General features: G+C 52.3%; 14 protein-coding genes. 4 read left to right on the top strand and 10 right to left on the bottom strand.

The annotated features are described in order from the left end of the window. Positions 1-3: 3 nt before the first annotated feature. The 5 genes from ptsP to ABKW30_RS13040 are packed head-to-tail and all read right to left on the bottom strand — an operon-like array spanning position 4 to position 4,664. Positions 4-1,947 (bottom strand): phosphoenolpyruvate--protein phosphotransferase, encoded by a 1,944-nt coding sequence (gene ptsP / locus ABKW30_RS13060; protein WP_348599361.1) that lies wholly within the window; start codon positions 1,945-1,947, stop codon positions 4-6. Between the two features lie 38 nt (positions 1,948-1,985). Further along, positions 1,986-2,363: a PTS glucitol/sorbitol transporter subunit IIA gene (locus ABKW30_RS13055; protein ID WP_348599360.1), complete on the bottom strand. Its 378-nt coding sequence runs from the start codon at positions 2,361-2,363 to the stop codon at positions 1,986-1,988. 29 nt (positions 2,364-2,392) lie between these two features. Beyond that, positions 2,393-3,415, bottom strand: coding sequence for a PTS glucitol/sorbitol transporter subunit IIB (locus ABKW30_RS13050; protein ID WP_348599359.1), 1,023 nt, complete (start codon positions 3,413-3,415; stop codon positions 2,393-2,395). Between the two features lie 19 nt (positions 3,416-3,434). Further along, positions 3,435-4,193, bottom strand: a complete 759-nt coding sequence (locus ABKW30_RS13045) for a PTS glucitol/sorbitol transporter subunit IIC (protein WP_348599358.1) — start codon at positions 4,191-4,193, stop codon at positions 3,435-3,437. A 36-nt stretch (positions 4,194-4,229) separates the two neighbouring features. Next, entirely contained in the window at positions 4,230-4,664 is a 435-nt protein-coding gene (locus ABKW30_RS13040; protein WP_348599357.1) for a transcriptional regulator GutM, read from the bottom strand. A gap of 198 nt (positions 4,665-4,862) precedes the next feature. Between ABKW30_RS13040 and ABKW30_RS13035 the strand changes: the two genes are divergently transcribed. Then, on the top strand, positions 4,863-5,501 hold the full coding sequence (locus ABKW30_RS13035; protein ID WP_348599356.1) for a hypothetical protein: 639 nt from the start codon (positions 4,863-4,865) through the stop codon (positions 5,499-5,501). Here the strand turns inward: ABKW30_RS13035 and ABKW30_RS13030 are convergent. The 4 genes from ABKW30_RS13030 to ABKW30_RS13015 form a co-directional block, all read right to left on the bottom strand. After that, on the bottom strand, positions 5,482-6,789 hold the full coding sequence (locus tag ABKW30_RS13030) for an acetoin dehydrogenase dihydrolipoyllysine-residue acetyltransferase subunit (protein WP_348599355.1): 1,308 nt from the start codon (positions 6,787-6,789) through the stop codon (positions 5,482-5,484). The two genes, ABKW30_RS13035 and ABKW30_RS13030, sit on opposite strands and share 20 nt — an antisense overlap. Positions 6,790-6,792: 3 nt before the next feature. Beyond that, positions 6,793-7,791 carry an alpha-ketoacid dehydrogenase subunit beta gene (locus ABKW30_RS13025; protein ID WP_348599354.1) on the bottom strand — a complete coding sequence of 333 codons (999 nt, stop codon included), beginning with the start codon at positions 7,789-7,791 and terminating at the stop codon, positions 6,793-6,795. Between the two features lie 4 nt (positions 7,792-7,795). Then, on the bottom strand, positions 7,796-8,827 hold the full coding sequence (locus tag ABKW30_RS13020) for a thiamine pyrophosphate-dependent dehydrogenase E1 component subunit alpha (protein ID WP_348599353.1): 1,032 nt from the start codon (positions 8,825-8,827) through the stop codon (positions 7,796-7,798). Positions 8,828-9,013: 186 nt separating this feature from the next. Then, complete coding sequence (locus ABKW30_RS13015) at positions 9,014-9,307, bottom strand: hypothetical protein (RefSeq protein ID WP_348599352.1); 294 nt, start codon at positions 9,305-9,307, stop codon at positions 9,014-9,016. A 142-nt stretch (positions 9,308-9,449) separates the two neighbouring features. Between ABKW30_RS13015 and ABKW30_RS13010 the strand changes: the two genes are divergently transcribed. Further along, positions 9,450-10,178 (top strand): SIMPL domain-containing protein, encoded by a 729-nt coding sequence (locus ABKW30_RS13010; RefSeq protein WP_348599351.1) that lies wholly within the window; start codon positions 9,450-9,452, stop codon positions 10,176-10,178. A gap of 60 nt (positions 10,179-10,238) precedes the next feature. Here the strand turns inward: ABKW30_RS13010 and ABKW30_RS13005 are convergent, their stop codons facing one another. Further along, a complete protein-coding gene (locus tag ABKW30_RS13005) occupies positions 10,239-10,691 on the bottom strand; it encodes a YcgN family cysteine cluster protein (protein WP_348599788.1) in 453 nt (150 codons plus the stop codon). Between the two features lie 244 nt (positions 10,692-10,935). Here ABKW30_RS13005 and ABKW30_RS13000 point away from each other — a divergent pair, with 244 nt between their 5' ends. Further along, complete coding sequence (locus ABKW30_RS13000; protein ID WP_348599350.1) at positions 10,936-13,053, top strand: OmpA family protein; 2,118 nt, start codon at positions 10,936-10,938, stop codon at positions 13,051-13,053. Positions 13,054-13,172: 119 nt separating this feature from the next. After that, positions 13,173-13,697, top strand: a complete 525-nt coding sequence (locus ABKW30_RS12995; RefSeq protein WP_008124142.1) for a TIGR00645 family protein — start codon at positions 13,173-13,175, stop codon at positions 13,695-13,697. The last annotated feature ends 116 nt before the right edge of the window (positions 13,698-13,813 follow it).

The following is a 13,813-nucleotide window of genomic DNA, read 5'->3' as shown; positions in this document are numbered from 1 at the left end:
GCCTTATTGGCAGGCATCCCGTACGCATTTTTTCGCCCTTTGTATCGAAGCGGGGCTCATGCTGAGTTCGGTCAATCCCATTCGTATAAAAGCTGGTATTAGATCGGGGCGACCCGCCGCCTCGCCACACATACCGACCATTATTCCAGCCTGAACGCCTGCTGTCGCTGTCATCTCGATTGCAGTTATAACAGCCGGATGAGTTACATCATTGAGCTTTGCCACAGTCGGATTGAGCCTATCTGCTGCCATGACATATTGAGTGAGATCATTCGTTCCTATGGAGAAGAATGCAACTTCGCGCGCAAGCATGGGAGCGATCAATACGGCAGCAGGTGTTTCGATCATAACTCCCAGATCAAACAGCGCATAGTCTCTTCCTTCTGCTTTCAGTTCAGACGCGCATTCGTCAATCAATGCGCGGGTTGCAAAGACCTCTTCGACACTCGAAACCATCGGCAGCATGACCTTGATGTTCCCTTTGGCACTGGCCCTCAAAAGTGCGCGCAACTGAGGTTTAAACACATCCGGACGGTCAAGACACATTCGGATTCCACGCCATCCCAAGAACGGATTGTCTTCGTCAGGAAACTCGATACCTGAAATGGCCTTGTCACCGCCGATATCAAGCGTGCGGACAATAACCGGATAAGGTGCGAAAGCAGTTGCAAGTGCCATATAGGTTTCGGTTTGAAAATCTTCTGACGGAAGGTGTATATGCCGCATGAAAAGAAGCTCGGTCCGAAAGAGCCCGACACCCATTGCACCTGCTTCCTGCGCTGCTTCGATTTCCTCAAGCGAGCCTATGTTTGCGGCAATCTCGATGATGGTTCCATCAGCACGCCTCGGAATAAAATCTTTGAATGCACTCAGAGCCTGACTGTCCGCTGCAGCTTCCGCAATTTTGCTCTGGAAACTCGACGTAATCTCATGGTCCGGATTCTTGAAGACGTGACCGGTGTTCCCATCGATTGCAATCGTATTGATAGTCTTGAGTTGCTGCACGTCCGGCCCCAGCCCAAGCACCGCCGGAATGCCATGTGCACGCGCGATGATGGCAACATGCGATGTTGCTCCGCCACGACCGCATACAATACCAGCAATGCGTTTCAGCGGCGCTCGCGCCAAATCCCAGGCTCCGATATCGTCAGCAATAAGAATTGAACCCTGAGGAATTCCATCCAGATCGACATCGTTCTGTCCTAACAGCGCCAGACAAATCTGCCGTCCAACGGCATTCATGTCGTCGGCACGCGCATTCAGATAAGGATCGTCCAGTGAGGCAAAATCAGAGGCAATTCGGGAGGTTGCGCCGATGACGGCCGATACGGCATCCATTCCGCCTTCAACAAACTTCCTGGCACCATCCACGAGGTCATCATCGCTGGCAATATCCTTCAAAGCCGCAATAATCCCCCGGTCGCTGATTGCAAGGCCCACCGCCTGAAGCGAAGCATCCATGCGAGTTTGCACCGTTGCAAAAGCCTGTTCCAATCGGGCAAGTTCCGCCGGTATCGCATCCGCTGTGATAGTTTGATTTTTCTGATCGATCACCGGAGGGAAAAAGCCAAACGCCGGCCCCATTGCCAAGCCTTCGCTGGCTGCTACTCCCCGCAATTCAGATTTATCTGCAATGGTTGCAACCGGCGCTACCTTTGAGGGTTTTCCGGTTGATTTGATATCAGACGTACCCGAGAGGGGATTTTCCAGAAAACCTATAAGGGCTTCTACAGCCTCCGCCGCATCCGCACCTGTAGCCCGAACAGTAACTTCTTCGTTTTCCTTAACACCCAGCAGCATAAGCTTCACAGAGCTTTTGGCATTTATCGATCTGTCCGCCTTGATCAGTTCGACATCGCATTCGAAACCTTTGGCAAGGTTTACGAACCGTGTAGCTGGCCGCGCATGCAATCCCTCATGCACCCGCACAATAGTCGAGCGTTCCATTCAATTCTCTCTTTGGTATTCGATGTTTTTCCCGGCAATCACCCGATGGTAATCACGGCTCCGACCTTCAGTGCTGATACCAATCTTTCAGCAGATATCTCAGCGGCGCAAATTTCACCGGGCCGCTCCACCTTGCTGGCACCATTGAAAGTGATGACCACATGGCCAATTTCCTTGACCTTCTGCCACGCATACTCTCCCATACCTGTAATTTTCGCCGAGACATCGCCGATCTGGATCACCGATCCAACGGGAGGGCTTGAATCAGAAGGATCGCCTTCAGCACTATGGAGGATCGACACTTCGGCGAGTTCGGGGGGCGCGCCATCCGCAAACAGAATGACGACACCACCCTCTGCAAGATCCGCGACTTCAGGCCCTACGGCTGTTATCCGTGTTTTGAACTGGACTGACATAATGGCGAACCTCTATCTCTACTTTAGGTTTAAAATACGATCAGACTAACAACCCAAGCGATCAGCACAGATACGGGTCCCATGATCTGGCGACTGATCAGAACGGCGGGAACGCCAATTTCAATCGTCTTTGGTTTGGCCTCACCCAACGCCAAGCCGACTGGTACGAAATCGCAGCCAACTTGTGTATTATAGGCGAAGAGCGCCGGCAGAGCCATGGCGGGCGAAATTGTACCATTGGCAATCTGCGGACCGATAATCGCAACCCCGATAACCTGTGCAATAACAGCACCTGGTCCCAATATTGGTGACAGGAACGGCAAACCACAAATCGCGGACAGGATCAGCAGCCCAACGATGTTATTAGCAAGCGGCCCCATAGGCTGTGCCAGCACATCGCCAATGCCTGTGTACAAGATGAAGCCGATGAGCATCGTAACGAAGGCCATGAAAGGCAGAACATTACGAACGACCTGATCTATGGTGCGGCGACCAGCATTGAAGAAAATGCCGACGACACGGCCCATTACACGGCCAACTGTACTGATCAGGCCGATCAGGCCACCCTCGCCAGTCTCACCCGTATCGGAAGCACGCATAGACGCGGCCAGCTCTGCTGGTGTGGGTTGTGCAGATTGGGACGAGGAACTTCCTGCAACTGTGCTTGATTGTGATCCATCTGCCAGTTCAATGTTGGTTTCTTTCACTCCCGAAACATAAATATCTTCGGTGATGAATTGTGCCAGCGGCCCAGCCTGACCCACAGAGGTCAGATTGACGGTTGGAATACGCTTGCGCGGATAAACACCGCATCTTGCTGTGCCGCCGCAATCGACGACAACGACGCCCATTTCGCCTTCAACAGGCGGCGCCTTGAACCCATCTACGGCTTCGCCGCCGGTGAGTTCTGCGATCCTCCGTGCCACTGGATGGATACCGCCGCCAGTAACTGAGACAACCTTGTTTCGCTCCGGCGTCAACTGGATTACAAGCGGCCCGCCCCAACCATTTTTGCCGCGGGAAATTTTCACAGGTGTATATGTTTTTGCCATTTGTCGATTCCCCCCGGACCTAAAGCTCAATGCCCTGACGGCGCGCCATAATGACTGTTATCCGCTCAGTCAGCATACCTTTAAGCAGGATGACAACCAGACCGACGATCGCGTACCAGATCGCGACGTTGATATGATAACCTGCCGGAACAGCGCCTTTTTTCTCAAGTTCGAGAAGTGCCACGAGAATACCGCCCCAGACAAAATACTCGCCGGGATTGATGTGCGGAAACAACCCAAGAGGCGGATGAACGTACGAAACAGCAGCATCATAGAAGGCAGGCTTATGCTTCTCTTCAAGAAAAGAGCCGAATGTATAAGCCATTGGATTGGTAAGGAAAAACACTGAAAGCAGAGGCAATATGGTATATCGTGTCAACGCGATGCGCCCGGCACCGCGTGCGATCCCATGGACCCGTTCTTCTCCGACAAGTTCGGTCAGCGCATAGAACGCGGTCATCAATACGACAAGAGTGGGAATGATCCCGGTAACAAATCCGGCAAAAACCTCGCCACCCTTCTGGAAAATGCCGATAAAGTATTTGCCGATACTCGTAAGCCAGCCAAGCTGTTCTTCCTGCTGAACATTTTGCAGTTTCTGCTTGAACTCCTCGACCGAAATGTCACCGGTCGACTGCGCAAGAATGACAAGATCATTTCCTGCATGGTCCATGGCTTGTTTGCCATGCAAGGCCGCATCCGAAACCATTGAACCGGCTACCGTTAAATGGTGAGCGGCCAAATCCGCATGCTGTGCCAACATTGTTAGAATTGACATGTTTCCCTCCTCCTCTCGGCCACCCTTCGACCGCCCCTACGCGTTTGCAGCCTTTATTCCCACAAGGCCGATCTTTTTTGGCTCTGCCTTTGCTCGATCGATCTGAGCTATTGCAACTTCTGTCGCTTTTGCGAGTGCGCGATCTTCGTCGGTTGTCATCAAGGAACTCGTTCGCAAAGCTTCAATAGACATATTCTCGAATTCCGGGCGTCGCCTGAACTTGGCAAAAACGGAACGTCCGCTCATGACGAGAAAGCGCTGAATCGCCAAATCCGCATTCGTTACGATCAGGACAATCATCCCCTTGCCAAAGCGGCCTCGAACATTCCCTGCACCTACAAAACCATCATTATATTTTGAAGTGATGCCCTTCATGACATCGGTATAATGGCGCATCTGATACCAGACACCAAGCGACTGCAAAGCCCACAAAAGACCGAGCGCAAGCAACCCCCATTGCCACATGACCATGCCAACTCTCCTCCCTGCATCGCTGTAACATATGCTATGATTAGCCTATAACCAGAAAAACCGGCACCGGTTTTTGAATGGGAATAACAATTATCCAGAATGCGGTACAGCGAACAGAAAAAATAGAACATTTGTTCTTTAAAGTGTCAATATGTATAATACCGAACTTGCTACCAAACGCGATCAAGGTGAGCTGGAATGAACTTTATTTTTAAGGATGAGCTTGTTCTCATGCCGGATCTGCGCCATCGCCTGCGCCAACTACGCTGGTTTCGGATGGCGTTCCGCAAGAATGCAGCGCTTATCACCGGGCATTACGGCTATCAGTTCTCAATTGATGACAGGAAACTGACGCGTGCGTTTTTAAATTGGATCGAGACTGTTGAACTGCAAAAGTCTTACGCTGATATTGATCGAAAGGACTTTATTGTCTTTGCAGCGGGCATGGCTCTCAAAGAACTGATCGCGGAGAGCCCTGTCGAGACGACCGGGAAATCTGGCGACGACACCCTGTCACAGCCGGAAATGCGGGAGATCGTAGCATTTTGGCCCGAGGGCTTTCTTTACACGAATTACTGCGTAGGAGCGATTGCGGCAATCTGCGAGCAGGAGTTTGGCGCAGCGCCCAAGATCAGCAAATGCGCCGAGGATCTTCGCACATGGTGGTCTTATAGAGAAAATGTCAGCGAGATCCCGGCTTATGCCATCGCATTTCTCGACAAGTTCGTTGGTATTGAACCCAATTGGATTGCACCAAACCTCGCATCTGCGCGCAGCGCCATTCGCCGTGCCGCTCTGCGCAAAAGACCTGCCGACGCTATTTTACCAGTTGGCTGACTTCACCCAGGATACGCATGACAGCCTCGCGCCGCTCCAATTGCGGCATATGACCGGTTTGGGCAAATAGGTGCACAGCAATTTCACCCGGCAGCCCGGCTGCATGGCTCGCGGGGATGACGCGATCAGCAGCACCGAAGATGACGCGGACAGGAATCGATAAGCGATCCAATGTCTGCCTTATACTGAAAACCTGAGTGCCGTCGGCAAAGAAGCGGTCGCTTACAAGTCTTTGCGCTTCACGCAAGGCGTCGTTTTGCGATTGTTGCAATGTTGCCGCAACGAATGGTTTAGTTAAAAGGCTCTCGTCTTCGACCAATTGCTTCATCCATGCGATAAGGCTGGATTCAGAGCGAGCCCGCACGAAGCCTGACAAAAAATCACCGTTAATTTCCGGTCCCAGTCCTGCGGGTGCAATCAACACCAGCGCTTGCACATCTGCATTGCCTCTCACTGCAACTTCGGCAGCAACAGCTCCTCCGAAGGAATGTCCGACGAGGATGATCTGGCCCGAATGATATGCGGAGATAGTTCGCTCTACCTGCACGGCAATGGCTTCCAGATCGCCCGGAATGGAAAGCGTTGAATCGCCGTGACCGGGCAGATCAATCGCCAGAATTGAGTTGTTGATATTGCCACCAGCAAGCATAGGCCGCCAGCTATTCAAATCAGCGCCGAAACCATGCAGCAACACAACAGGCGCAAGCGCTTTATCCTTGCCTTCCCGCAACCAGACAGCATTAAGCGGTGCATCGCTGCCTTTGGCAGCTACCTGCATGGCTTTTGGCTTGGCAACATCTGTCTGCGCGCGGGTTTCAAGTTCAATGTCTTGCTTTTGAATACGGCCCTTTGGTCCAGACCCCTTGACTGACGCGAGATCAACCCCGGCCTCGCGTGCCAGCCTTCGTGCTAAGGGAGTGGCCCGGATACCTTCGCCTCCCACGCTTGTAGGTGCAGATTCAGGTGTCACAGCTTGTAATATGGTCTCCGGCTTTTTTGCCGGAGCAGCTGCTTGCACTTCCACCTCAGCCGATGCTTCGTAGCTTTCGCCTTCAGCATATATCCAAGCAACTGCCTGTCCCACAGGAACGGTTGTGCCTTCTTGTGCCGTCACATTACGCAAAATGCCCGAGGACGGTGCATCAATTTCCATGGCCGCTTTGTCGGTCTCAATTTCGAAGAGCAATTGGCCTTTGGTTATCGCGTCGCCTTCTTTTGCGTACCATCGCGAAATCTGGCCGCTTTCCATGTCCATATCGACCTTGGGCAGAATAACTTCGACCGGCATAGCCTACCGCACCCCTTTGATGAGATCGCGTGCACTCTCGATGATGCCGGGTACTTGCGGAACGGTCGCTTTTTCCAGATCAGGATTATATGGAATCGGCGTTTCAGCGCCGCCAAGACGGACAATTGGCGCATCGAGATAGTCGAATGCCTCACTCTCGGCGATCATGGCGCTAACTTCCGCACCGACGCCAAGTGTCTTCACGCCTTCATATACACACATGAGCTTCGACGTCTTTTTGACGCTGGCAATGATCGTTTCCTTATCCATCGGACGCACCGTACGAAGATCTACAACTTCGACATTTATACCTTCTTTGGCTAGTTCCTGAGCTGCTTCGAGTGCCTTGTGAACCATTATTGCCGAAGCAACGATTGTCAGGTCAGTACCTTCCCGCACGACAGCCGCCTTACCGATAGGCACGGTGTAATATCCCTCAGGAACCGGGCCCTTCATTTTGTAAAGAAGCTTATGTTCGAAGATCATTACAGGATCAGGGTCTTCAATCGCAGCAAGCAACATGCCCTTGGCGTCATATGGTGTGGATGGTTGAATTACCTTCAGCCCGGGAACATGTCCGAACCAGGCCTCCAGACTTTGGCTATGCTGAGCTGCTGCACCCGTGCCCGAGCCTGCGGGAAATCGCATGACCAATGGAACAGAAACGGCACCACCAAGCATATAGCGCATTTTCGCCGCCTGATTGACGATCTGCTCCATCGCCAGCGCCGCAAAATCCGAAAACTGAAATTCGAATATCGGGCGCATCCCTGTCAATGCTGCACCCACCGCAACACCTGCACCGCCAAGTTCAGAGATAGGAGTATCCATAACACGATCTTCGCCAAAACGTTGGACCAGATCGCCGGTAACCTGAAAGGCACCGCCGTAAACCCCGATGTCCTCGCCCATGAGGAAAACCCGGTCATCAGCCTCCATGGCGATAGCCATCGCCTCCTGGATAGCCTGCGAATAACTCAGTTCGCGTACCACTTCATTCATGCAATCAGTCCGTATAAACGTCGCGCGTCAGATTATTCAGGTCAGGCGATGGACTGTCCTTGGCAAAATTGATTGCTTCTGCAATCTCCGTCTCCACACTGTCGCGAAGAACAGTGATCTGAGCGTCGTCAAGAAAACCAAATTCTTTCAGCTGATCCTCAAAAAGATGGATAGGGTCGCGATTACTGATCCAATCTTCGATTTCCTCTTTTGTACGGTAGCGGTTACGATCACTTTTTGAGTGCCCGCGATGGCGGTAAGTCTTGCACTCGATCAGCGTCGGCCCTTCTCCGCGCCGAGCACGCTCCACGGCATCATGCGAGGCCTCCGCGACATCTGAGAGGTTGTTGCCGTCAACAATCACGCCGGGCATATTATAGGCTGCTGCACGGTCGGCTACATTGGCGACAGCAGTTGAACGCGCTGTCGAAGTAGACATGCCATATCCATTATTCTCACAAACGAAGACAACTGGTAGCTTCCATACAGCCGCCATATTAAGCGCCTCGTGAAAGGCGCCTTCATTGTTCGCGCCATCACCGAAATAGGAAATAACGACCTTGCCATTTTTCTGCTTTTTGGCAGACAGCGCTGCACCAACGGCAATTGGAATGCCTCCGCCCACAATGCCATTTGCGCCAAGATTGCCTTTGGAGACGTCGGCAATATGCATCGAGCCACCCCGGCCTTTGCAGTAACCTGTTTCCTTGCCGAAAAACTCGGCAAACATCCTCGAAACATCTGCACCCTTGGCAATGCAATGACCATGCCCGCGATGAGTAGAAGTAATCATGTCATCTTCAGCGAGCGGCAGAGATATACCGACAGCGCTGGCCTCTTGGCCGATGGAAAGATGCATTGTGCCGTGAATAAGCCCGCGCGTATAAGACTCCTCAGCGCCTTCCTCGAACCGGCGGATCAGATACATTTTACGCAAGGCTTCCTTCAATTGCTCTGGCGTGTAGTGCCGAAATGCGAACGGAAAGTTGCTGCCGTCGTCCTTGAGTTTGGCATTCGACGTTCTGGCGGAAGCCATCTCGGCGCTCCTTGAATGATTGTCCATTTACGCGGCCAACGCCCCGAAAAGGCGCCACTGCAATTACCTTATCGAGTAATGAACATTTGTATCTTAGTCAAGACCTATGTGCATACGTTCAGTGTGTACGCAAAAGAAAAGCGCCCGCTAAAAAGGGGCGCTTATTTGCTCATAAATCCGGTTGGCTCAGTCGCCGAAGCGGTGCCCTTCCCGCTCTGGGTCGAAAGCGATCTCCGCCTCTTCCTCATCGTCCGGCAATGCCTCATCACTTTCCTGATAGGGATTGTCATCATCGTCCTCGGACAAATCACCGGCATCTTCGGATTCCAGCTGTCGCCCGCCTAAAATCGCCAAATCATCATCTGCCTGCACTTCGGCAGCTCCGACTTCATCCCAGTCCTGAGTTTCAATCGGAGTTCTTGCGGGTTTTTTCTGGCTTTCTTCTTGAACAGCGCTGTTTTTGGATTTCTCGGCCATCATAATGCACTCCTTTGCTGTTCAGGAACGCCGGACAACGCTTTTAGATGCATATTTAAAGTGCTGCGAGATTTTTTACTTTTTGCCCTAATCCACCCATAATGACCTGCGAGTCAGCAGCTTCACGTCATTTGGGGAGATATCCATGACATCAAAAATCCTGACCCTTGCCTTTGCTACAACTGCGATGATGGCCGTTCCTTTTGCTGCTTTTGCGGACGAAACTCCGCGCCCGCGCATCATTGTCACAGGTGAAGGTGAAGCTGCAGTAGCGCCTGATACAGCGATTGTTTCGCTTGTTGTGTTGGAAGAAAAGCCAACAGCACGCGAAGCACTGACCGCCAATAACGAATCCATGGCGAAGGTTCTCGATGGAATGAAGAAAGCTGGCATTGCTGACCGCGATCTTCAGACTTCCGGATTCAACATCGAACCGCGTTACGTCTATCCCGAAAACAAGGATGGCAAGCAGCCTCCTGAAGCCCCGAAGATCGTTGGCTATGCCGTGTCCAACTCACTCTCCGTCCGTGTACGTGATCTGAAGAAGGTTGGTGAAATTCTGGATCAGTCAGTATCACTTGGCGTCAATCAAGGCGGCAATCTCACGTTTACCAATGACAAGCCAGAGGCAATCCTCGAAGAAGCACGCAAGAAGGCTGTTGCAAGTGCTATCTCAAAAGCCAAGACGCTAAGCGCAGCCGCCGGTGTTGAACTTGGCAAGGTCGTGGAGATCAGTGAGCAGTCGTACAATCCTCGCCCCATGCCAATGGCGCAAGGCAAGATGATGGCAATGGCTGCTGACTCGGTTCCTGTGGCCGCTGGCGAGAATACGTATAATGTTTCAGTGAATGTGACATTCGAACTGAAGAACTGAGAATCATCGTTCTTTAAAGTTAAGGGCGCTCCAGGGCGCCCTTTTTGTTACCGGCATTGCTCAATTGCTCGGCACCTTGATCATGTGCTCAAAATAATCTTCATCGGATTTCAAATCATGATCGAAAGCCGTGACTTGCCCACGCACCGAGATTCCAGCCTCGTGAACGGTATCGCCCGAGCCGGAAACCAGCGGATGCCACCAATAAAGATCCTGGCCTTCATCTATCAGCCGATAACCACAGGTTTCGGGAAGCCAATCAACACTTCTTACAATTTCTGGCGTCAGGAATACGCAATCAGGAACTTTCTTTTTCCTGCCAACGTAATCTGAACATTGACATGTTCCGGCATCAAGCAATGTGCATGCTACAGTTGTAAAATAGATTTCTTCCGTATCTTCATCCTCAAGCTTGTGCAGGCAGCAACGGCCGCAGCCATCGCACAGGCTTTCCCATTCAGAGCGGTTAAGCTCATCAAGTGTCTTGGTTTTCCAGAATGGTTCGCTAGGCATGCGCTCAAATACAACGCTCATAACATCCCGTCCATTGCCTTGATGTCTCACCCATGAACGCAGGATGAACAGGCTCTTCACATCGGATACAGGCCGCTCCTGCAATCCTGCATCATCGGATTCGGTCTCCACGACCGGCCAGAACGATGATCGCCCGACAAGAGGTTGCCATAAAATGGGAACAGGTTGCGATCATAAACATTTGACGTGTTTCAGGCTTTTGAAATGCGAGACAGGGATGGACATGAAACGGACAGCACTTTTTTTCGCCTCGACGGCTATTCTCTTCTCTTCGCCTCACGCGATGGCGGAGCAACCAGCTTTGAATCGGCCATATATTTCATCGAATACCAACGTGCCTCAAATGCTGCTTGCCCAAGCTGAAAGCCAGGAACCGGAAGCTGAAGCCGCAGAAGAACCTGTCAAGAAACCAGTTGAAGAACAGGTAGACGACGCCAAGCAGCGAGCAGTGGAAGAGTCTGACGCTGCAGCCGAATCCCAGAAGCAGGCGGCCGAGCAGGCTAAGGAACAAGCCGACCAAGGCGCTCGTGATGCTGAGGCAGAAGCTGCTGCAAAAGCAAAGCAAGCCCAACGCGACGCTCAAGCAGAATCCGACAAAGCTGCAGAAGAACAAAAGGCTGTAGAAGCCGAGGCAAAACAAAAAGCTGCAGAGGAAGCTGCAGGCGCTGAGGCAGCACGGAAGCAGGCTGCCGAAGACGCGAAGCAAGCTAAGCGTGACGCCCAAGCCGAAGCTGATAAAGCGGCTGAGGAGCAGAAAGCGGTAGGCGAAGCTGCGCGCAAAAAAGCGACAGACGAAGCTGAAGCAGCCAAAGCGACAGAAGCAGAGACTGCCAAAGAGGCTGAGAACGCTAAAAAGGCTGCTCAAGAAGAGACCGATAAAGCCGCAGAGGCTCAAAAATCAGCAGAAGAAGAAGCTCGCAAGAAAACCGACCGCGCTCAAAAGGCTGCGGACAAGCAATCTGAAAAAGCTGCTGAAGACGCCAAGAAAGCAGCCGACAAAGCTGTAAAGGAAACTCCGACCAAGGAAACTGCGCCTCAAGCAGGTGAACAAGCGCCGAAACCTGCCGCAGTGCCGAACCAGCCCAAGTCCGGAGAAACGGAAGCTCCGGCACAAGAGGCAAAGCCCGCACAGCCGGATCAGGAAACCAAACCTGCCGACGGCACCACAGCAGCACCTGCGGAAACTGCCAAGCCTGAACAGCAGGAAGCCTCGCCGCTTCCGGAAAATGCAGCCCCTGTCCTGGACAGCGACAAGCCTGTTAAGGGCGGACGCGAGGGGAAAGGCCGTGGTGGCAAGAGAGATCAGGTAACTGGAAAGGGCCCGGTTGAACAACCGTCAGCGGAAGCTCCCGCAACGCCGCCGGTCGCACCGCCAAAAACTGATGCCGACGTTCAGCAGGAACTTGCACCGGTCAAGATCGAGCCCGTGCGGACTGAAAAAGGCACTCGCACCAAGGAGCGCAGGCGCGATGAGCGTCCGGATGACGTGCAGGTCATCAAGCAGTTCGATAACCGCACTATCGTCGAAGTAAACAATAATGTCTTCGTTGAGAGTTCGGATCGCCCGCGCATGTCCCGCGATGCGCAGGATGTCTATTACGAAGATCTGCCCAGAAACCGTACGCGTGAGACTATTGTACGTGACAACGGCGTCCAGATCATCACCGTCCGCAATCGTTATGGCGATGTAATCCAGCGCTCACGCGTAATGCCAGACGGACGCGAGGTCGTGCTTAGCTATGCACCTGACTATGATCGCGAAGAGCGGGTTGAATGGCGCGATCCGGGCGACGACCTTCCACCATTACGTCTGACTATCCCTGTACGCGAATACATCATGGATGCGGAAGAAGCGCCGGAAGAGGATGTCTATGAGTTCTTTGCTCAACCGCCAGTTGAACGTGTCGAACGTCTCTATTCAGTGGACGAGGTAAAGCGTTCTGCCCGTATTCGCGACAAGGTGCGCCGCGTCGATCTCGATACGATCACTTTCCCGTTCGGTTCTGCCGAGATTGGTGAAGACCAGATCACGCGTATAGAGAGTGTTGCCAAAGCCATGGCTCAGACTTTGAAGAAGAATCCCGCCGAAACCTTCCTTATCGAAGGCCATACGGATGCAGTGGGTTCCGATCAGGCCAATCTCGTTCTCTCGGATAAACGGGCGGAGTCAGTGGCGCAGGCCCTAACCAATGTCTTCGACATCCCGCCGGAAAACATGGCTACGCAAGGTTATGGCGAGAGTTATCTGAAGATCAAGTCTGACGGGCCTGAACAACAGAACCGCCGTGTTGCAATACGCAGGATCACGCCGCTGGTCGCGCCTCTGGCGAGCAATAAGTAACCACCTCCGACAACACGAAAACCCGGGTCAAGACCCGGGTTTTTTTGCGATTATCGCTTGAGTTCGCGCGTATGGTCGCTATTTGTTGCTTGAAACTATCCTTGCACCGGACCGAGTAAATGAAACGCATAGAAATCTTTATCGAAAACATCATCCTTGCTTCGCGCTGGCTTTTGGTCGTCTTTTATCTGGGGTTGGCCATTGCGCTGGCGATTTATGCCTTTTCGTTCGCCGGTAAGCTTGTCGATTTCGTCTCAAAGGTCATGATTCTCAACGAAACCGACACGATCCTGAAAATGTTGAGCCTTATTGATGCTGCGCTTGTTGCCAGCCTTGTCGTCATGGTCATTATTTCGGGCTATGAGAATTTCGTGTCGAGATTTGATCAGGCGGACGAGGTCCATTGGCTCGGTACAATCGATGCCGGCTCGCTCAAGATCAAAGTTGCATCGACTATCGTCGCTATTTCTTCAATTCACCTGTTGCAGATATTCTTGAACCTGACGCAGTACAGCAACGAACAGCTGATGTGGTTTACAATCATCCACCTCGCCTTTGTATTCTCCGCCTTGTTCCTTGCATATATCGACAAGCTTATGGCCAAAGATAAGGGTGACAAGAAATCAAATGAGCCATCGCTTTAAATAGACAGCCCGGCATTAGTGGGCTTTCTATTTATGTAGATCGCCAGTTGCCAAGGGCTGAAAGCTTAGCGGTATCGAACTTGCAAAGAAAAACGGGATGGGTTTTCACCCATCCC

The organism is Phyllobacterium sp. SB3 (genome assembly GCF_040009165.1).
Classification (GTDB): Bacteria; Pseudomonadota; Alphaproteobacteria; order Rhizobiales; family Rhizobiaceae; genus Phyllobacterium.
The sequence above is the reverse complement of the archived record's forward strand: the minus strand, read 5'-3'. Positions and strand labels throughout refer to the sequence as shown.